Genomic DNA, 21,191 nt, shown 5'->3' with positions numbered 1-21,191 from the left:
TTCCGTCGGCCGGTTGTGCACGTTCGTTCCGAGCGGTGGGGCGGCGATGTCCGCCGGGCCCCGGATGTGGCGCGGTTGCCGGCCGCAGCAGCGGCCGACGTCCCGGATGAAGCCCTGGGCCGGACCGGTGGCGGCTCATGCGCGACCGCCGCGACGGCCGACGCGACGGACGCTTCCACCGGAGGTGACCCAGAAGGGGAAAGCGCTTTCTTCCCGTGACAATAGAGCGCCCGTCATCAAACTGACAAGGTTCATGACACTTGAGAATCGAGCTGCACCGTGCGACACCCGCGCGTGCCGGTGGACGGCTTCACGACCGCAGCCCGGGCCCCGGACACCGCACACGCCCGTCGACGGCCACAGGGCCCACAGGCCGGTACTCGATCGCGCCCGGCGTCCCCCAGGAGGATCAACTCGGCGCTCTGCGAACTTGGTTCAGGCGTCCCCGGCCCCGGCGGGCCCGCTTCCGTGCATGGTGTGGTTCCCATGGCCCGGTTCGGGCTACGCTCCCGCCGATGACTACTCCATGCGTACACAGATGGGGGGTCCCGACCGCGCAAGGTGGATGCTGATGCTCACCGATACCGCGTTCGAGTATTCCCGCCTCTCCTTCTGGCTGGGCGTCCGCGGGATCGCCGTGCCGCCGGGCCACCCGGGTGGTCGCGGGTGGTGTCCATCGGCTGAGGCCGGAGGCCCCGCGGACCTGTCAGCCGTTCCTGTCGAGGAGGCGTCCGGTGGGCTCGGTGAGGGTGCCGTGGTCGAGGATGCGCTCTCCGCGCAGCCAGGTGGAGGTGACGACACCGTGCAGGGTCTTGCCGGCGTAGGCGGTGACCCGGTTACGGTGCTCCAGCTCGGCGGGGTCGACCGTGAACGTCGCCTCCGGGTCGAGGACCGCGAAGTCGGCGTCCCGCCCCGTCTCGATCGCACCCTTCCTCTCCAGACCGGCGAGGAGCGCGGGCCCCGCGGACATCCAGCGCACGACGTCCTCCAGGCCGTGGCCGCGGCGGCGTGCCTCGGTCCAGATGGCGGGCAGCCCGAGCTGCAGGGAGGAGATGCCGCCCCAGGCGGAGGCGAAGTCGGGGGTCTTGAGTGCGGCGGTGGAGGGCGAGTGGTCGGAGACGACGCAGTCGATCGTCCCGTCGGCGAGCCCCTCCCACAGGGCGTCCTGGTTCGCCGCCTCACGGATCGGCGGGCAGCACTTGAACTCGGTCGCACCGTCCGGGACTTCTTCGGCGGTCAGCGTGAGGAAGTGCGGGCAGGACTCGACCGTCACCCGGACGCCCTCCGCCTTGGCTGCCGCGATCAGCGGCAGCGCCCCCGAGGACGACAGGTGCAGTACGTGGATGCGGGCGTCCAGCCGGCGGGCCTGGGCGATCAGGTTCTCGATCGCCGTGTTCTCGGCGTCGCGGGGCCGGGAGGCGAGGAAGTCGGCGTACTTCCCACCGCTGCGCCGGGGGGCCGCGGCCAGGTGGTGCGGGTCCTCCGCGTGCACGATCATCAAGCCGCCGAAGCCCGCGATCTCCGCGAGGGAGTTCGCCAACTGCTCCTGGTCGAGCTCGGGGAACTCGTCCACTCCGGAGGGCGAGAGGAAGCACTTGAAGCCGTAGACACCCGCGTCGTACAGCGGGCGCAGGTCCTTGACGTTGTCGGGCAGCGCGCCGCCCCAGAAACCGACGTCGACGTGCGCCTTGGCGCGGGCGACCTCCTGCTTGATCCGCAGGTGCTCGACCGTGGTGGTCGGCGGCAGCGAGTTCAGCGGCATGTCGAGGAGGGTGGTGATGCCACCGGCGGCGGCCGCGCGGGTGGCGGTCCAGAAGCCCTCCCACTCGGTGCGGCCCGGGTCGTTCACATGGACGTGGGTGTCGACGAGTCCCGGCAGTACGACGTGGTCACCGACGTCCTCCAGGCGGGCGCCGGCCGGTACCTCGGCGTCGTACGGCAGCACCGCCACGATGGTGCCGCCGGAGACGGCGATCGACGCGGGGCGCGTCCCTCCGGGGGTGATGACACGCGTCGAACGCAACACCAGCTGTACGTCGGGCACGGATGCCCCTCCTCTTCTGAGCTTGTTCTTCGTGCGGGACCGGGGGCCGGCCCGCTCCTTCTGTCGTACTTCGAGGAAGGCTGCGCGCCACGGACCCTGGCGACCGGGAGAGGTTTCAGAGGTTTCCATCAAGTGGAAGTTGATTTCCGCACACCAAAACGTAGTTTTCACCGGAGGCCGGCGTCAAGGGTTACGGGCGGGCGACTTCGCCGCGAAGACAGCATCCGCACGGGATGCGCCACACCCGGGGCCAGGCAGGAGTGGACCTGGGAGACTGTCAGCCATGATGTCTGTTGATCATGGAGTGCGGGACTCGTGGGACCGCATCGGCATCCAGTTGAGGGGGCACGCCCGCACGACTCCGATCAGGCCGGCGGCGGATGCGGGGAGCCTTGACGCAGTCGAGGCCGAGCTGGCGGTGACCCTGCCCGCCGACGTACGGGCGTGGTGGGCCCTGGGCGATGTCAGCGCCGACTACTGGATTCCCGGGCCGTTCGCCCCGGTGGCACTGGAAGAGGCTCTGGACGCACGGGAGACATGGCTGCTCGTCGCGCAGGAGGACAGGCTCCTGAGCGATCGGGACGGCGAGGAGGAAGCCTGCTTCCTGCCGGAGTTCGTTCCGATCGCGATGAGTCCTGGCGGCGACGGCCTCGTAGTCGGCCTTCGGCCCGGTGAGCACCACGGCGCGGTCTTCTTGTGGGACCACGAGCGCTGGGGTCTCGGAGCCCCGTTGTGGCCCTCGACGGGCTCGATGCTGCGGGACGTCGCCGTCGCGCTCGAGACCCGTACGCCGTCACCGCTTCGGCAGGCCGCTCCCGATGGTGCCGGAGCGGCCCGTCCCGACAGGACCCACGACTCGGGCGACCCGGTCCGGGAACCGGAGTGCTGAACACAACGGCGCGGTGAAGGCGCCGATCCCCCTCCCGGTGCCGGTCCACCGGCTCACACCCCGGCCAGCAGCCCTTCGAGCGGTGCGGGTACATGGCCGGGGCCGAGGGCCTCGACGAGGACGCGGCCGTAGTGGATCTTGCGGCCCTTCTTCGTGCCGAGAAAACGCCGCAACTGCTGCTCGGCGGTACGGCCCCGCTGCGCCGGCTGGTGCAAGAAGGTCCGCAGGGGACGCAGGTCCCCCTCCGCCTCGACGACCTCTGCCACACGCGTCGGGCCCAGGGCGCGGACGAGCTCGTCCTCCAGATCGGCCGCGCAGACGAAGAACCCCTGTTCCGTCGCGCCCACCCTCGCCAGGCCGCGGGTGTAGAAACCCCACTCGGCCTCGTCGCACAGTCCCGTGAGGCGGAGGTCCAGCCCGGGCGGGCCGAGCAGGCCGGCGAAGCGACCGACGCTCATCGCGCCGCCCATCGGCAGGACGCAGACCCCTTCGGCCGCCAGGTCCCGGCCACGGCTCGCGGCCAGCGCGTCGACAGCGGCGGCGTCGCTCAGCCCCTCGAGCAGGACGACCGCCCGGACCCGCACCCGCGCGGCCAGCTCACGCGCGGGGCCGCCGGGGCCACCGGCCGCCCACGCGGTGACCGCTGCCCGGAACGCGCCCATGTCAGCCATGGGACGAGTCTGCCCCGCGCCCCGGCCTCACGACAGCGAATTACCCCTAGGGCGTGTTTCGAAAGTCCCGCCTGCCTGGCGACGCCTGGCACGCACGCTCGCCGCGTTGTCGGGATCACCCCGATACATCCAGTATCGGGGCGACCCTCCGCCTTGCGATCGCACGCACCAGACGCCGCCAGGCCCGCCCTTCGGGCGGACAGCGCTACTTTCGAAACACGCCCTAAGGGCTCCCCGCCTGAGACCGCCGTGGCATCGACCACCGCCCGTGTGCGACCGGCGGCCCCGGCGTGTGGCGCGGGTCACGGGAACTCCCGCGTCCACGGTCGGGCACCGTCCGGCTCACTCCTCGAGGGACTCCGTCATGGTGTCGAGTTCGACGAGGAGTGCGGTGAGGCGCCGCGCGGGAATGGCCCTGATCATCCGCGCCTCGACGGCGTAGACGGCACCGCGCGCCGCGTGCAGCCGCTCCCGTCCGGCGGGGGTGAGGTGGACGGGCAGAGCACGGCCGTGATCGGCGGCGGCCGGCCGGGTGATGAGCCCCGCCTCCTTGAGTCCGCGGAGGACGACGTTGGCGGACTGCCGGGTGACGAAGGTGCCGCGAGCGAGGTCGGCGTTCGACAGCCCTGGCTGTTCGTCGAGGAGTTCGAGGCATGAGTACTGCGGGACGGTGAGGTCATGGTCGCGCAGCGCCTTGTCCATGGCGCCGCGCAGGGCGGCCGAGGCGCGTTTGAGGCGGTACCCCACGTGCTCGGTGACGTCGTCGGCGGAGTGGGGCGGGGGCACGGGCACACGATCTTCCATGTCAGCATTTTGACATGCCGAAGGGCCGACGCCTACGGTCGTCATGTCAAAGTTCTGACATGCAGTTCTGCCATCAAGCCCTGGAGGAACCATGCCCGCCACCGTCGAAGGACCTGATTTCATCGCCCTGCAGATGAGGGACGTACCCACCGCAGCCGCGTTCTTCGAGGAGCGTCTCGGACTGCGCCGGGCCCCTTCCTCCCCTCCCGGCGCGGTCGTCTTCACCACCACTCCGGTCCCGTTCGCCGTCCGCGAGCCTCTGCCGGGCGTCGACCTGGACGGTGACGCCCACCCCGGCCTGGGCGTGGCACTGTGGCTGCGCACCGCGGACGCCGAAGGGCTGCGCGAGCAACTCCTGGCCGCGGGCACGCAGGACGTCAGCCCTCTGCGGGACAGCCCGTTCGGGCCGATGTTCTCCTTCACCGGCCCCGAGGGCTACCGACTCACGGCGCACGGGGGCTGACCCCGACAGACCGCTCCCAGGCGTCCCCGACTGCTACTCGGCTTCCCCTTCCCCCGTCTCCCGTAGCACGTCCGCGAGCCCGTCCGTGTTCAGCACCATGCTGACCTGGGCCGAGCTGTTGAGGCACAGGGCGTGACCCGGAGGGATCCGGGGGAGCAGGTCCACCACCGCAAGACGTTCGAACCCCAGCTGCCCGGCGGCCTGGAGGTAGCGAGGGGAGGTGTAGACCGGCACCACCGCAGTGCCGTCGGGCGCCGACGCGCTCACCGGCTCACCGTCCGCGGTGACCAGTACCGCCACGTCGGTCCTGGCCAGGGCCGAGGTGACGTCCTCCGCCCGGCCGTACCCGGTGGTGGCGAGCTGGACGGCACGGTCCACGTCATCGGCGGGCTCGGGCCATCCCATCGCCTCGGGTGACGGCCTGTAGGCCTCGTTGTCCTCCCACTCGACGATCTCGCCGTCGGAGTCGGAGCGCCACTGGCCCACCACGGCCCACTCCGGCGGCGGGCCCTCCCCCTGCCACGCGGGATCGGCCAGGTAGAGCCAGTGGTCGGGTGCGAGCCTGGCGGCCTGGACGAACTCCTCGGGTGGCGCTGGGGCCTCGGGGGCGGCGGGGGTTTCGGCGGCGCCGGTGTCACTCATCATGTCCTCGCTTGCTGGGGTTGTCCGAGTCGGCGCGCAGGCGCCCGGAGGTTCGGGTTGTCGCGCCGGGTGCGGCTTCCCCGGACGCCTCCGCCCACCGTTCCCGCAGGTCGTCCGCCGGCACGAGCAGGGCGGCCGGGGCGGAGGAGCTGAGGAACAGCACGTCCCGGCCGGCGGGCAGCCGGTCGAGGAGGTCGGGCAGGGCCATCAGCACATGCGGGGGCAGACGGTCCGCCGACGCCTGGGGCGGCACGGGGAAGACGGACACCGCGAGCGCGCCACCGGGCGCCCGCGTCCACGCCGGTTCCCCGTCCCCGGCCACACACACGGCCACGGTGCCTGCCTCCGCAAGGGCCTCGGTGACATCCGCGTCCGGACCGTAACCGGTGGCGGCCAGGTGCACGGCGGCGTCGGCGTCGCTGACCGGTGCGGCCCAGCCGAGCGCGGCGGGCGAGGGACGGTAGTCCGGGTTGGCCTCCCACTCGACGATCTCGCCGTGTGTGTCGGTGCGCCAGCGGCCGAGTACGGCCCACGGGGGCGGGGGGTCGTCGTCCGTCTCGCCGAGCCAGTGCTTGTCCGTCACCGACAGCCAGTGTTCAGGGGCGGTACGGGCCGCCGCGACGATGTCCCCGGGCGGCACCGGGAAGTCCGGCTGGTCCCGCCCTACGGGTGCGGACGGACGCGCGGACACGTCAGCGGGCGCCGCGCCGGGAACGGGTATCGGCCCGCGGGCGGCGTCCGGCCGTCCGTCAGAGATCGGCATGGGGGTCGCTCCATACAGTCACGCCGCGCGGATGCCCGGCTCGCAGAGGAAGACACGAGGACATCTCATCACTCCTGTGCACGGCCGTCGTTCCCTGCCCCGGTTCCGGCGGCCTTCCGGTTCTCCTCAGCCCGCCCGGCCGCCTCAAGCTCGGCCAGCAGCGCCCGGGCGTGCTCGTCGGGGAACAGGCCTTCGCGTGCGACGAAGGCCCGCAGCTCCTCCTCGGTCAGTGGGTGGACGTCCCAGTACCGACCCCAGTTGTTCACGTAGACCGAGGCCGCCGAGCGGTCGGCTTCGTCCAGGGCGTGCTGGGCTCCGGTCATCACCTCGTGGAAGCTGTGGTGGCCCACACCGACCATGATGCTCACCAGCCCGGACCTGATGAGGCCGAGGTCCACGGGCACGCCCGCGAGCCGGGTGAGCCGGGCCACGTGCGTGATGATCCGGTAGGCGCTGCCCGAGGTGCCGGTCAGCACCAGGCCACCGGAGTCCTCGGAACGCCCCTGGAAGTCAGCGGTCATCGGCAGGGTGTGCGTCGTCCCGGCGGGCGACCAGAGCAGGACCCCGTCCCGGACCGCCAGGCGCCGTTCGGCAGGGCTCAGCGCGGGCCAGACCTCGTGGGGGAGCAGCGGTGTCTGCAGAAGCGCATCCAGCTCCGCCATCTCCTCCTCCTCGTCCTCGGGGTCCAGGCCGGCCGCGAGGAGTTCGGCACGCTCGCGCTCGTACCGTTTGAGCTGCTCGGTCCGGTGCCGGTCACGTCGCTCCACACCGATCACCGGATGCTGCGGCTCGACACCTCCCATCAGGTACGGGACGAGGTCCTTCGCCACGCCGTTGAACAGGAACGTCACCCGCTCACGCAGGTTGCCGGACTCCACGACCCGGGCGAGCTCCTCGTACGAGGTGCCGACGGCTCCTGCGTTCAGGCCGTTCCTGCTGCCGAACAGCCGGTAGTCCGTGCGGTTGTTCAGGGCGATCGCCCAGAACGCCCGCGCGACCTTGCCGAACTCGTCGTTGATCTGCTGGTTGGCGCTCAGGTACGCGGCGAGCCTCTGCTCGAAGTACAGGGCCTCCTGCGCGTAACGGACGCGCGCCAGGGCCCAGGGGGGCGCTGCCAGTTGTCCGGCCTGCTCGTCGGGCTCCGAGAAGTCATCCGGCTCGGTGCCCCCTCGGGAGTCCCCGGCAACCGGGGTGCCCTCGCGGTCCGAGGACGGTTCCCGCAGCCGTGACAGCGGCGCCGGGTCGTCGTCCGAGTCGTCGTCCCTCGACAACAGCGGCCGCGGATCGTCGTCCGGGTCCGAGTCCAGGGACAGGGCCGCGAACGATTCGAGCACCGGTCCGGCGGCGGGCGCCGGCGGACCCGCGAAGTCCGCGTCCGCGACGGACGCCCCGCTTCCGGTGTGCGGCGCGAAGTACGGGTTGGCGACGTACGGCCCGAGCGGCATGCCGTACGCCATCGGCTGCACGCCGCGGATGTACCGGCGGTCGATGCCCCCGGGGAAGAGCACCTCCTCCTGGTCGGGGAAGGGCGAGGCCAGCCCCAGAGTGGCGTTCACGTCGATGCCGCCGGGGACCTGCATGTCGTAGCGCCAGCGGTAACGGCGGTGCAGCGCGTCCGCACCCATGGGGTTCGCGCGGGCGCTGTCGCGCACGTAGTCACGGTTCGCGGTCGCGCTCGCGAAGACGGTGTTCGGAACCAGGGCGCTGCCGCCGTAAACATGGTCGATGAGGTGCACCATCTCGGGCCCGTACGGCTTGAGCCCCTCGCGGAAGACCTGCTCGGGCCCGTCAGGACTGAAGCGGAACAGCGGGCCGTCGTGGTCACGCCACAGCGCGTCGGGGAGCGTGCTGCCTGCCAGCGCGGCCGGGTCGGCCGCGACGACGGCCGGGTCGACGGGCGGGGTCGGGCTCACCGGTCCGGTGGCGGGCCAGCCGACGGGTACGGGCTCGGCGCCACCGTCCGTCAACAGGCGGGAGGAGGCGACGAGTCCACGGCCGGGCAGATACCAGTCCCAGGCCGGGCCGTCGCGGTACACCCGGCCGGCCATGTCCGTGACACCACCGGCGGACGGGCCCTCGGGGTTGTACTCGCCGCGCAGTCCGAGCGACGGGATCTCGGCCACGAACACGTGGAAGTCCGCATCGTCCTGGCCGTAGCCCCACACGGTGTGCCGGTCGGTGGCGACGGCCACGGGGAACGCCTCCAGCGTCTCCTCGTACCGACCGTCGAACTGCCCGTCCGCGGAATAGGGCAGGGCCTGCTGCCCCGTCGGGGCCGTGCCGGCGGCGGGCGCGGTGGTCGCGTTCCACTCGGCGGGCCGCGCGGTGTCCACCGGGCCCGGAGCGACGGACGGTTCGGCGGACGGCATCCTCGGGACGGTCCGGTGCCAGACGCCGGGCCGCCCCGCGTCCGCGGCGAGAGCCGTCACGACGCCCGGCCGCGACGTGCCGCCCTCGGACACCGTGAACGCGCCGTCGTAGCTCCACACGGTCCGGTCGTTCGTGAGGGAGAAGCGCTGCTGTGCGCGCAGCTGCCCTGTTCCGATACCGGGCACCAGCAGGGCCAGGGGGCGGTGCTGGTCGATCAACGGCAGCTCCGGGTCGGACTCCAGCAGTGCGAAGAACTCCCGGGGGGTGATGTGCACGGTGCCGCCCGGCAGCCGCAGGACCACCGCACCGGCGTCGTTCGTGTCCGCGTACACGAAATACGGTGCGGCGGCGCCCTGCTGGGTCCACGGGGCGAACTCCAGCGAGCCGGTGGTGCCGGTCCTGTCGGTGTACAGACGGGAGGGCTCCAGCCCGCCGGGGGTCTGTGCGGGCCCCCAGTTGCGGCCCTGGAGGGGCCCGCCGGGCGTGCGGATGCGGCCCTCGTCGGCGAACGCCCCCAGCGTCTCCAGGTGGAAGACGGCGAGTTCTCCCGGGTGGCCGGAGTTCCGCCCGGTGGCGAAGGCTTGTTCGGTCAGCTCCCTCAGCCTGGCCTCCGTGGACGCGTCCCACCCGGCCTCGGCGGGCAGGTGGAGCGCCGCACGCCCCAGTTCCTCCCGCCGCGCGGGGGTACTGGCGTCCAGCAGTTGCGAAGCGCCGGTCATCGCCCACAGTGCGCGGGCGTACTCGCGCGGCGTGAGCGGACCGGCGGGCATCCGCAGCACCGCCCGCACCGCGGTGTCGCCGCCGGTGGCGATCCTGTCCAGCGTGTCCCGCAGCGCGGGCGCGTCCCATGCGTCCGTGAGCGCGGCGTCCCCCGGTGTGGCCAGGGCACGGTTGAGCACGGCCTCGAAGTCGGCCGGCCCCGGGGCACTCCCGTCGGGCGGCGACGCGAGGAGCTGCCACAACTCCATGCGCAGGGGGGTGAGCGCGCTCAGCGCCGGGTCGTTCGCCCGCAGCGTCTCCAGCGCGCCGATCCCGCGCAGCAGCCGCTTGTAACGGCCGCCCGGTACACCGCGGTCGTCCTCGACCTCGTTGCCGAAGACCTGCCTCAGCGCCCGTACCAGCCGCAGGGCACGCGGCCCCTCGTCGTCCCAGGCGGAAAGCCCCGTGCGACGCGGGAGGGGTCGCAAACCGGCCGCCTCGGTCAACTCCGCCGTCGAGTCCACCGGTTCGGGCAGGAACCTCTCCATGCGTGCCAGGGTGCCGTCGGGCGTCGCCGCGAGCAGCCGCATGGTGTCGTTGTAGCCGGTCCTCCCGGTGGCGGCCGTGGTGGTGCGCCCGCTGCTGTTGGCGGCGTGCTGCGCGAGCGCGACGTCCTCCAGGGGGTCCTCGACGAGCGGCGCGGGCCTGATGAGGGACTGTTCGCGCAGGGGGTCGCCCGCCACGGCGCCGTAGCAGCTCGCGACGTGCAGTTCGTCCCCGGCCGCCCGCTCGACCACCTCGGGCAGCCCGCCGATGTAGCGTCCGCCGTCCTCGGCTCCGAGCAGCAGCACCCGGCCGTCCTTGCTGGCCAGCTTCAGCCCGCCGGGTACGCCGTGGGCGTGGAAGGTGTAGACCGACGCCTCGGGGTCCGGGGCGGTCTCCTCGGTACCGACCGTATGGAAGGTGTCGCCCAGGCGCAGGACGTGCGCGCGTTCCCGCATGCCCCGGTACAGCCTCAGCCGCCGCTCCCGCAGCCGCCTGCGGCCGTCGTCGGGCATCGACTCGCGGCCTTCGAAGCGGTGGTCCGACCCGACCAGCGGGCGGGTGTCCACGTCGCTGTCCCGGAACCGGACGCCGTCCACCGTGACCCACTCGCGGTCCGGGGCCGGGCCCGTTCCGTGCGACGGCGGGTCGAAGGGCACCCAGTCGCCGTACGCGTCGCCGGGGTCGGAGTCGACGAGTGACAGGACGTGGACGGCCGGCCCGGCGTCCGTGACCTCGGCCCCGGTTTCCATGAGACGTCCGTCGCCACTGGGCGCCCAGACCCTGCGGCCCAGCCGTTCCGCGACCGTCCGTGCCAACTGGCCGTACTGGGCACCCGCGTACGGGCTCGCCAGCACGACCGGGACGTCGAGCGGCAGCGACGCGAGTACGGGATCGGCTGCCAGCAGGTCGGCCACCGCCTGCGCGTCCAGCTCCCGGCCGTCGGCGAACAGCGCCTCGTCGTAGCCGCCCTCGGCCGCCACCACGTACGCCCCTTCCCCCCAGGGGGCGGCCTCCTCGGAGACCCTCCGCAGCTCGCCGCCCCGCCGCTCGTGAAGCTGGATCCGCGTGGCGTCGACGCTTCGGATGCCGGAGCCGGTCCAGTCGCGCCCGCGCGGAGCGCCCTGGGCGTCACTCATCAGCGTGTCGCCGGACAGCAGCGGGTCGGAGGCCGCGTCGGCGGAGCCCGCGGACGGAAGCGAGTCGGTGGACCACGACCCGGACGTGTCGGAGGAGGAGACGGGTGAGGCCGGGGCCGAAACCGCGTCGGTACCGGGGGCGAAGGCCCAGTCGGGGCCGGAGGGTGACGTGCCCGTCGGGAGAGAGCCCCGCGGCCCGCCGTCCGCGTCCGGGGCCGTGGCGCCCCCTCCCGTGGACCGGGGCACCGGCGCGGGGAGAGTGCGGGGCGCGTCCTTGGGCGCGGCGTACTGGACCGGGCGCGCCTCGTGCCAGACACCGCCCCCCGGCGCACCCCCCATGACGGCCGAGAGGTGCATGGTCAGCACCGGCTGCCCGGAGTCGCCGGTGCCGGACAGGTCCGCCGGGAAGTCGGTCCACCACACGGCCCGGCCCAGCCGCTGGGCGAGCCGCTCGGCCACGTCGCCCGCGTCGTCGGGCTGTCCCGTGAACGCCAGGACGACGGGGGTGGTCAGTTCCCTGCGCGTCAGCATGGGGTCGTGCGCGAGCAGTTCCACGAACTCGCGGGTGGGCACGGCGGCCGACTCGCCGTCGTAGGTCAGCCGGATGAGCTCCGGGTCGGACGCGTCGGGGGCGACCCGCACCAGGTACGGGACCCGCGTACGCCCGCCCTGCGTCCACGGCGCGTCCTCCACCACGGCGAACGTGCGGAACTGTGCCAGGTCCACGTAGGACTGCGGCTGTCCGCCGGTGAAGTCGCGGCCGAGCCCGCGGGCGGCGCCCTGCACCGTGCGCAGACCGGACGTGGCGTACACCCTGGCCTCGTCCAGGTCGTGCACCGCCGCCACGTGGGGGTCGGACGCCTGGCGGCCCACCGCGAAGGCGCGCGTGAGCAGGTCGAGCGCTTCCCCGAGTTCGTCGGGGCCCGGCCGTGCGCCGGGTGTCAGATGGAGGACCTGCGCGACGAACGCGTCCCGGTCCGGGCCCGGGGTGTCCAGCGTCTCCTCGGCCTTGACCCGGGCCCAGAAGATCCGCGACCGCTCGGGCTCTGCGACCGCGTCCTCGTCGATGTCCAGGGCGGTGGCAGCCTCCTCCTCGGGGTCGGCGTCCCGCATCCACCGGGCGGCTTCCTCCACGGCGGGGAGGTCCACGAAGCCCACCAGCTGGTCGCCGGGCCACATCCTCCACTGCTCCGCGGCCGCGGCCAGTACACGTCGGGTGACGTCCTGGTCCACACCGGACGCGGCGTCGGGGTGCGCCTCGACCACCCGGCGCAGGAGGTCCAGCGTGAACGGGCCGGCCTTGTCGAAGTCGGAGTCCGCGCGCCACATGTGGTCGACCGCGGCCGCGCCGCGCAGCAGGCCGTCGTAGTCGGGTGCGTCGTCCACGTCGTGCCCGAAGGTGAGCCGCAGTGCCCGCACCAGGCGCAGCGTCCTCTCGCGCGTCTCCTCCGTGACGGGTCCGTCGGCCGGGCCGAATCCGGCGGCCTCGGCGAGGCGGTCGAGTGCGGGGCCCGCGGGCTCGGGCCGGAACAGGTCCCAGGCCCGGTGGCGCCCCTGCGCGTCGGCGAACAGCGTGCGTGTGTAACGGCCGTTGTCCGACTTCGTCCCCTGCGAGCTGTAGGCCAGGCGAACGGTGCGTCCCGTGGTGTTCGCCACGTGCTGTCCCATGGACACGTCGCGCAGCGGGTCGGCAACGAACGGGCCGGGGAAGGCGTCGCCCGCGGTGTTCGGGCTCGGCACGGCACTGTCCTTGGGCGCTCCGCTCCAGCAGACCACGAGGTCGATCCAGTGGTCCTCGGGCAGGTTCGCCAGGCTCTTGCGGCGCTTGAGCCACGGCCCGGCCTCCCGCTCGTCGACCAGCCGGACGGTGCCGTCCCGCAGCGCCAGCTGGAGGGCGCCGGGTTCGCCGTGCATGTCCAGGCGGTAGGCGGTGTCCTCGGGGCCCGGACGCGGCAGGTCGTACTCCTGGGACATTCCGTCCGTGGCCGGGTAGTGGTGCACGAACGTCGTCATCCGGTCGAGCTGGCGGCCCTCGTCCTCGAAGTGCTTCGCGTACTCGGCGGGGTGGTGCGAGGCGCGGCCGATCTGCTTCCCGCTCAGCGAGCTGACGATGGGCCGGGTGACCACGTCGCGGTGCCAGTCCGGTGCCTCGTCGTCGGGGTCGGGCGCCAGGCCGGGCTCGCTCGCGATCCAGTCGCCCTGGGGGACGCCGGAACGGCGGACGGTGTCGATGGTGCTCGCCGTGCCGGGGGCCGAGCTGAGCATCGCCTCGCCGCTGTGCGCCCACACCGTCAGACCGGTACGGTCCGCGAGCTTGCGCGGCAGGTCGAGGTAGCCGTCCCCGGCGAAGGGGACCGCCAGCACGACCGGTGTGCCCTGCGTGAGTCCTTCCCGTGCCACGTCGGCCGCGACCAGTTCCACGAACTCGTCGACGTCCAGTTCGACCGTCGAGTCGTCCGGCAGCCGTGCGTCCACCCGGTCGTGCGCACCGTCGGCGGCCACGACGTACGGGGTCACGCCCTGCGGCCAGGGGACCCGCGCCGTGTCGAGTACGTCGTACGAGCCGGACGGGGTGGCCTTCAGTACGTCGCCCTGGGCGGTGTCCAGCTCCGCGACGACGTCGTCCTCCCAGTTGAGGCCCGGTACGCGGCGGCCCTGGACGGTGAAGTGGCGGGCGCGTCCCGGCGCCAGCACGCCCAGATCGGTGAGGTGGAAGGCCCCCAGTGCGGCGAGGCTCGTCGCCGCGCCTGCCGCCGTCGCCCGTTCCACCAGCGCGAACAGTTCCGCGCGATCGTCCGGTCCGACGCTCTCGTCGGAGTCCAGGTGCAGGACCCGGCGGGCGAGCGCGTCCACGTCCAGCGGACGGTCGCGCAGCGAGGGCTCCCGGCGGCGCAGGGTGTCCAGCGTCTGCACCGCTGCGGCGTCCGGCGACTGGGAGATGCCGATCGTGGCCTGCCGGCCGAGTGCGGCCCGGGTCACACCGTCGAGCGCCCCCGTGCCCACCCAGTCACCGGGGACCCGTGTCAGGCTCTTCGCCCCGACCGAGAAGTCCCCGGCGGTCAGACGGGGTTCGCCGGCGGGGCCGTCCTTCTGGAGGTCGTCCAGCGCACGGGCCAGCAGCCGCTCGAACAGGGTGCGGGCGGCCTGCGCGCGCCGTCTGCCCGCCGAGGCCTGCTCGTTGACGTGCGACGAGCCGTCCGTCCGGCGCGCGTCGGCGCCGTAACCGGTGACGGTGACGCGCGGCAGCGACGCGCCGGCCCGCTGGTTGCGCAGCCCTGCGGCGGCCACCTGGGACGCCAGCCGGCGCAGGGTGTCCGCTCCCTGCGCCGACGGGGCCGTCTCCCCGGGCCCGTACGCCACCAGGGCGCGCGTCGGCAGGACGGGCAGCGGCCGGGCCGCCTGCGGAGCGGCCGGGGCCGTGTACACCGGGGTGCTGGGCGTCGGCACCGAGGTCATCTCCACGCCCTGCATGGGGTCCCCGGCCGAGGAGCGGGCCTTCACGGTGGAGGAGGTCGCCGCCGCCGTGGGGCTCTTCCCGGACGACGGCGCCGCGGGCAGCGGCGGCTCGACGGGGCGCGGAACCTCCTGGATCCCGGCCCGGTCGACAGGCCGTGCCTCCCGCCAGTCGGCGACCGTCGGGCTGGTCAGGGTGGTCAGCGAGTCGCTGAGCGTGGGTACCGCGACGCCTGCGTCGTCCTTGCCGGACAGATCCGCCGGGAACGGGCTCCACCAGACGCTGCGGCCCAGCCGCTGGGCGATCACCTCCGCGACGCCGGGTGCCGGGCCGCCGAGTCCGGTCAGCATCAGGAGGACGGGGACGGTCAGCCCCTGTCGACTCAACTCCACGTCGGCGGCGAGCAGTTCGGCGAACTCTGCGGCAGTCACGACGTAGGAGGCACCGTCGAAGTTCACCTGGACGTGGCCGTCGTCCTGGAAGCCCACGTCCGCCAGGACCAGGTGCGGGACGGGCTTGTCCTTGCCGTACACGTCCTGCCCGGCCCATGGGGCGTCGGTGAGTCCGCCCGGTGTCCGGAACGTGCCCAGTTCGGGGCGGGGTCCCGACAGGTCCGCCCAGTCCCGGCCGCCGCCCGCGGCGGATCCCATGGCCGTGGACACCGAGGACCGGTCGAAGACGCCGCGCGCCTCGAGGTCGTACGCGGCGGCCACGTCCGGGTCCGTCATGTTCCGGCCCGCCGCGAAGCCACGTGTCAGGACCGTCAGTGCCTCGCCGCGCAGTGTGTCGTTCACCGCGGTGTCGGGATCGAGGTGCCGGATCCTCGCGGTGAGGGCGTCGGCGTCCGGTCCGGCCAGCGTTTCCTCGGCCTTGACCCGCGCCCAGAACATCCGCGCCCGCTCGGCGTCGCCCACGTCGCCGGGACCCGGGAGGTGCAGGGCGGCGACGGCCGCCTCCTCGACCGCCGCCGGGTCCTGGAGCCACCGGGCGGCGGAGTGCAGCACCGGCAGGGCGACGAACCCGCTCACCGGCAGCAGGGGCGCGCTCGTCCACGCCTGTGCGGCCGCGGCCAGCACGCGGCGGGTGACCTGACGGTCCACCCCGGACGCCGCCTCCGCGTGGGCGGCGATCACCCGGCGCAGCAGGTCCGGCGAGAACGGGCCGGTCGCGCCGAGATCCGGATCGGAGTGCCACATGTTGGCGAGCGCACCGGCTCCGCGGATGAGGGTCGCGAAGTCGGCGGCGTCCTCCACGTCGTGTCCCAGGAGCAGCTTCAGGGCCCGCACCAGGCGCAACAGGTCGGCCCGGCTCCGCGGTGACGGCTCACCGGTGAACCCGACGAGCGCCGCCAGCCGGTCCAGCCCGGCCTCGTCGGGCTCCGGACGGCTGGTGTCCCACCACCACTGCTGTCCGCTCGCGTCGGTGAACAGCACCCGCACGGGGTCGTCCTGGTAGGTGAAAGCCCCCTGGAGGGCGTGGGACAGCCGGACCGTGCGCCGGGTGACGTTCGCCAGGTGCTGTCCCAGGGACAGGGCGTCGTCCGAGAGCGGATCGGCGGCGAACGGTACGCGGAAGGAGTCACCGACCTGCGAGAGGTCCTGCACGGCGCTGTCCTGCGGGGCCGAGGAGTAGCAGACGACCATGTCGATCCAGTGGTCGTCGGGCAGGCTCGACAGGCTCTTGCGGCGCCGCAGCCACTCCCCCGCCTCGTGCCGGTCGGCGGTCCTCGACCCGCCACCGGCCAGGGGCAGCTCCAGGCTGCCGGGCAGCCCGTGCCCCGCCAGGTGGTACGCCTTGTCCTTCGGGCCGGGGTCGGCCAGCGGGAGCTTGGCGGAGTACGTGTCGGTGGCGCGGTTGTAGTGGACGTACAGCGTCATCTGGTCGAGGCGGTTGAAGTTGTCCTCGCGCGACGACTCGGTGAGCTCGCCGGGATGGTGCAGACTGCGGCCGATCTGCTGTCCGGTCCGCGCGCTCACGATGGGCTGGGACAGCACGTCGCGATGGAAGTCCGGGGCGTCGTCGTCCGCGTCGGGCGCCAGGCCGGGCCGGACCGGGACCCACGAACCGTGGGGCATCCCGTCCCGCTGGATCACGGCGACGGTGTTCGACGCCGCCGGATCGGGGTTGCGCCGCGCCAGGCCGCTGTGCGCCCACACCGTGCGGCCGGTGCGCTCCGCGAGCTTGCGCGGCAGTTCCAGATACCGGTCGCCCGCGAACGGGACGGCCAGCACGATCGGGGCCACGGCCGGCAGGCCCTGCAACGCCGGGTCGGCCGCGACCAGTTCGATGAACTCGTCGGCATCGAGGTCCCGCGTCGTCCCGTCGGGCAGCAGCGCCGTCACCGTGTCGTGGCCGCCCTCCGCGAGGACGGTGTACGGGGTCATGTCCCACGCCCAGGGGGCGAAGTCCGTCATTCCACTCGGAGCCAGTCCGCCTGCCTGGTCCTCCTTGAGGTCATCCACGAAGAGGCCTTCCATTTCGGCGACCTCGGACCCGGCCCAGTTCAGGCCCGCCACCCGGCTGCCTCCGCTGGTGACGTACCGGGCGCGGTCCGGGGCGAGTACGCCCTCCTCCTCCAGGGCGAACGCCGTGAGGGAGGCCAGTCCGCCGGCCCGCCCGGCCGCGAGCGCCCGTTCGACCGTCGTGTACAGGTCCCTGTGCATCCCCGGGTCGACGAGCACGGACGGGCCGAGGCGGCGGACGCGCCGGGTGACGGCGTCCAGGTCGAACTCCCCGGCGCGCAGGGTGCGGTCGTCACGGCGCAGCGCGTCCAGGGTCTCGACCGCCGCCGCGTGCCCCGGCGACGTGAGGACGATGGTGGCCTGCCGGCCCAGGTCCGCGCGGCTCACCGCGTCGGACATGGCCGCGGTGCCGCTCCGGCCGGGCAGGCGCGCACGGCCACGTGAGGTGATCTTGAAGTCCCTCACGGACAGTCGCGTCCGCCCTTCCGGCAGGTTCGTCTGGAGGACGCGCAGCGCGTCGTCGAGCTTCCCGGCGAACAGGTCACGCGCGGTCCGCGCGCGCCGGTCGCCCCTCTGCCGGGCGGCCTGTTCCCGCTGCTGCGCGGTGCCGGCCTGGCGGGCGTCGGCACCGTACCCGGCGATGTCGATCTTCGGCAGCGGCACCCGCGTACGCAGGTTGCGCAGACCGGCCTTCGCAACCTGGAACGCCAGCCGTTCGACGCTCACCTCCGTGCCGGCCGAGGGACGCGTCTCGCCCTGGGCGTACGTCACGAGGCTCAGCCGGGGCAGGGGGGCGAGCGGCCGCGCGGACGCGGCGGTCACCGGGGCGGCGAACACCGGCCGACCGTCGGCGGTGGCCGGCGCGGTCATGTCCGGGCCGGTGGGCTCGAGACCGGTCATGTCGACGTCGGTCACGTCCGGACCCGTCAGGCCCAGGTCGGCGAGGTCTGTTCCGGTCGGACCGAAGTCGAAGTCGAAGTCGAAGCCGCCGACGTCGAGGCCGTCCCAGGCCGACATGTCGAAGTCGCCGAAGTCGCCGAAGTCGATCGTGCCCAGGTCGATGCCGTCCACCGTCGACAGGTCGAAGTCGGTCATCTCGGCGTCGGTCCCCGACTGCGCCCCCGGCACCGGCGCCGGACCCGTGAGGGGCGCGGCAGCCGGGCTCGGATCCGTGGCGGGCGCGGTCCAGCGCTGCCGCAGGCCGAGTCCGGAGCGGAGGGTGTCGGCCAGCTCCGTGGCGGAGGCCGGTGCGGCCCCGGTGCCGGCCCCCGCGTCCAGCAGGTGGCCGGCGACCCGGCGCACCGCGTCGCGGAAGCCGTCCCCGGCGTACCGGGAGTCGGCCAGGGTCGCGTGCGCTTCGGCCGGCAGCACCAGGGTGACGGCGGCGTCCCAGGCACGGGTGGCGTCGGCCGCGTCCGTGCCCTCGGGTGCCGTGTCCGCGAAGCGGGCGTACGCCCGCGCCCACAGCCGCCGCGACACGCGCGCGGCCACCGTGTCCGTCGTGTCCGTCCAGACGTCGGGCCGCGCCATCCGTACCCGGATCAGGTCCAGCGGCGACAGTTCACCCGCGGGCAGCCGGTCGTCGCCGCGCAGCATCATCTCGGTCCGCTGGCCGACGGAGGGGGTGATGCCCGCGCCGTTCAGCTCCCGCAGGCTGACGGTCTCGCCCTCGGCGGGCGGCGGCGGAGCCTGCGGCAGGTCCGCCTCGGTCACCTGGTCCGCGACCCACCGGCGTTCGGCGGCGTCCCTCGGGACGGCCGGGGCCGCGTCGTCCAGGTCGGAGCCGGTGTTCCGGGCCGCCCCCAGCGCGTCCGGAGCGACACCCAGGGTCAACAGCCGCGCCTCGGCGTCCTCCAGCCGGTCGCGGGCTGCGCCGACCCCGGTCCAGGCGTCCGCCACGGCCGTCGAGTCACCGCTGATCCGCTCCGTCGTCGCGGCCTCTGCGGCTGCCGCGCCGAGCGCGGTCAGCGCCCGCGCGTGCGCGTCCCAGGCGGCGTCGAGCTCCGTGGTGGCGCCGGATTCCACGGGCGTACGGGCCGACCGTGCGTTGACCGCCGTGGCCGTGGGGCCGGAGCCGTCGCCCTCGGAGGTCATGGTCCGCCCCCAGCCGCCCGCCGTGGCCGGCTGTCCGTCCGGGCCCGGCAGCACCGCGACGGTGTACGTACCGGTCGCCGGGTCGTGATGGAGCGTGGTGGCGCTGTCGGTGGCCCACCAGTTCCGGGCCGAGTTCCGGGCGCCCTCGCCCGGGATGCTGCCCTCGACGGGCATGCCGCCGGACGGCCTGCCGTGCGGCACCACCGCGATGACCTCGGCGTACCCGTGCTCGTCCAGCAGATCCGGGTCCCGGAAGACCAGTTCGCCGAACTCGCCGGGCGGCACCGGTCCCTGCATCCGCAGCCCGCCGGCGTCACCGTCGGCGACGTACACGAAGGGCCTCGGGCGGTGCGGGTCGGCCGTCCAGGGCGCGGGCTCGGTGCCGACGGGCACGAGGGAGCCGTCGGGCGCGTAACCGAGCAGGGTCACGACACTGTGGTCGAACGTGCCCTGTGGCCGGGACGTGCCGTCCAGCGCCCTGCCCCAGGCGTCGCCGTCGTCGTCCGCCAGGAGCCGGTCGGACTCCAACGCACCCTGCTGCTCCAGATGGTAGGCGGCCACCTCGTTCAGCTGCCACGGGTCCCGGCCGGCGGCAACCGCCTGCCGTGCCACGAGGACCGCTTCGCCGAACCGTGCCGGGTCGGGGGCGGGCAGGTGGAGCACCGCGGCGGCGAACGCGCCCTGATCGACGTGGCCGGTCGCCGAGGCGACCTTGAACGACGCCCACAACAGCCGCGACCACTCGGCCTCGCCCACCGGCGACGAGACGTCGAGGCCCAGGACGCGGCGGGCGACGTCCTCGCGGTGGGGGGTGGCGGCGAGGTCCGTCAGCATGTGGACCAGGTGCGGCAGCGCGATCCAGTCGGTCAGGGGGCCGCGCGGTCCCGTCTCCCAGCGGCGGGCCGCCTCCGCCAGCAGGCTCCGGTGTCCGTCCGGCGTGTACTGCGGGCTCTGCCCCTGCGGGAGCCCGCCCGCGAGGTACCGGGTGATGAGCTGCTCGTACAGGTCCAGGGTGAACGCGCGCGCGCCGTCGCGGTTCAGGTTCGGATCGGCCTCGTGCATCAGGTCGAGCGCGCCGATACCGCGCAGCAGCACCGGATACTCCGGGCTCTCGTCCACCGTGGAGCCGAAGATCTGGCGCAGCGCCCGGACCAGCCGCAGAGTCCGCTCCCGCACCGCCTCGGGTGCGGGCCCGGGGCCGTGGTGCAGCCCGGCGTCCAGGGCCCTGCGGTCCAGCGCGTCCCCGGCCGGCTCGGGCGTGAACATGACCCACGGGTAGGCGCGGCCGCGCGCGTCGGTCTGGAGGGCGATGTACGCGTCCTGGTCGCCGTCCGACGGCTGGACGGCGGCGTTCATCAGGGTGGTGGCGAACACCGTGCGGCCCGTCTCGTTGGCCGTGTGCTGGCCGACCGCGACGGCCGCGAGCGGGTCGGGCACGAACGGCGGAGCACCGACGATGTGCAGCCCGGGCGTCTCGCCGATGCCGGGGGGCGCCGCCGCGTAGCAGATGAGCAGCGCCACGGGGTGTTCCGGGGCGAGCGAGGCCAGGCTGCGCCGGCGGGCGAGCCTGCGGGCGAACTGCGGCCCGTCGTCGGTCCGCTCCCCCTCGGGGGTGTGCCACGTGACGGAGCCCGGCAGACCGTGGTTGTTGGGGAAGTACGGTGCCGGCAGGCCGAGCGCGGTCCACGGCGTGGGGGCGGTGGGGCCCTTGGTGTCGTAGGCGGTGCGCTGGTGCGTGTAGGTCGTGACCGTCCCCAGCCGGCTGTGCGTCATCGTCCGCGACCAGCCACCGTCGTCCGCGTCGGCGAGGTCCATCGAGATGTAGCCCGTGGACCGGTTGCCGTGATGGGCGATGGAGAGGGCACTGACCTGGCCGTCGACCGCGTCCGCGGGCGGGGTGGACGCGGTGGCGGGCGTGTTGGCGAACCACTGGCCCCGGGGCGCCTGCCGCTCCTCGTCCAGCAGCAGGACCACCGAGCGGTCCGGGGCGCCTGGGAGGCGCCCGATCCCCGACCGGCCGGTGGTGGCCCACACCTCCCGGCCGAGCCGGTCGGCGAGCCCGCGCGGCAGGTCCAGGGACGCGGCGGTGGGCCGGGCGACGTGGAGCAGCAGGGGCCCCGGCCGGCCCGCCAGGTTCCGGTCGAGGGCCATCAG

Annotated in this window: 8 protein-coding genes (1 of these 8 cut by a window edge); 2 read left to right on the top strand and 6 right to left on the bottom strand. The window is 73.8% G+C overall.

Features of this window, described 5'->3' with window-relative positions:
* Positions 1–706 precede the first annotated feature (706 nt).
* Entirely contained in the window at positions 707–2,044 is a 1,338-nt protein-coding gene (allB, locus tag ACFYSH_RS17990) for an allantoinase AllB (RefSeq protein WP_388753503.1), read from the bottom strand.
* 283 nt (positions 2,045–2,327) lie between these two features.
* Here allB and ACFYSH_RS17985 point away from each other — a divergent pair, with 283 nt between their 5' ends.
* Positions 2,328–2,933: an SMI1/KNR4 family protein gene (locus tag ACFYSH_RS17985; RefSeq protein WP_388753500.1), complete on the top strand. Its 606-nt coding sequence runs from the start codon at positions 2,328–2,330 to the stop codon at positions 2,931–2,933.
* Between the two features lie 53 nt (positions 2,934–2,986).
* Here ACFYSH_RS17985 and ACFYSH_RS17980 read toward each other — a convergent pair whose 3' ends face one another.
* Both ACFYSH_RS17980 and ACFYSH_RS17975 read right to left on the bottom strand, forming a co-directional pair.
* On the bottom strand, positions 2,987–3,604 hold the full coding sequence (locus tag ACFYSH_RS17980) for a TOPRIM nucleotidyl transferase/hydrolase domain-containing protein (protein ID WP_388753498.1): 618 nt from the start codon (positions 3,602–3,604) through the stop codon (positions 2,987–2,989).
* Between the two features lie 342 nt (positions 3,605–3,946).
* Positions 3,947–4,408 carry a MarR family transcriptional regulator gene (locus ACFYSH_RS17975; protein ID WP_359465950.1) on the bottom strand — a complete coding sequence of 154 codons (462 nt, stop codon included), beginning with the start codon at positions 4,406–4,408 and terminating at the stop codon, positions 3,947–3,949.
* A 91-nt stretch (positions 4,409–4,499) separates the two neighbouring features.
* Between ACFYSH_RS17975 and ACFYSH_RS17970 the strand changes: the two genes are divergently transcribed.
* Positions 4,500–4,871 (top strand): VOC family protein, encoded by a 372-nt coding sequence (locus ACFYSH_RS17970; RefSeq protein WP_359465951.1) that lies wholly within the window; start codon positions 4,500–4,502, stop codon positions 4,869–4,871.
* 33 nt (positions 4,872–4,904) lie between these two features.
* Here the strand turns inward: ACFYSH_RS17970 and ACFYSH_RS17965 are convergent, their stop codons facing one another.
* The 3 genes from ACFYSH_RS17965 to ACFYSH_RS17955 all read right to left on the bottom strand — a co-directional run.
* Complete coding sequence (locus ACFYSH_RS17965) at positions 4,905–5,513, bottom strand: type VII secretion system-associated protein (protein ID WP_359465952.1); 609 nt, start codon at positions 5,511–5,513, stop codon at positions 4,905–4,907.
* Positions 5,506–6,276, bottom strand: a complete 771-nt coding sequence (locus ACFYSH_RS17960) for a type VII secretion system-associated protein (RefSeq protein ID WP_359465953.1) — start codon at positions 6,274–6,276, stop codon at positions 5,506–5,508. Before ACFYSH_RS17960 ends, ACFYSH_RS17965 begins: the two co-directional genes overlap by 8 nt.
* 68 nt (positions 6,277–6,344) lie before the next feature.
* On the bottom strand, positions 6,345–21,191 hold the end of the coding sequence (locus ACFYSH_RS17955) for a lonely Cys domain-containing protein (RefSeq protein ID WP_388753495.1). 23,418 nt of this gene lie beyond the right edge of the window; the window shows 14,847 of its 38,265 coding nt (coding positions 23,419–38,265); the start codon falls outside the window, past its right edge — the gene reads right to left on this strand; its stop codon occupies positions 6,345–6,347.

Origin of the sequence: Streptomyces sp. NPDC005791, assembly GCF_042871485.1 — a bacterium.
Taxonomy (GTDB): Bacteria; Actinomycetota; Actinomycetes; order Streptomycetales; family Streptomycetaceae; genus Streptomyces.
Note: the sequence above shows the minus strand (reverse complement) of the source record. Positions and strands in the feature narration are given on the sequence as shown.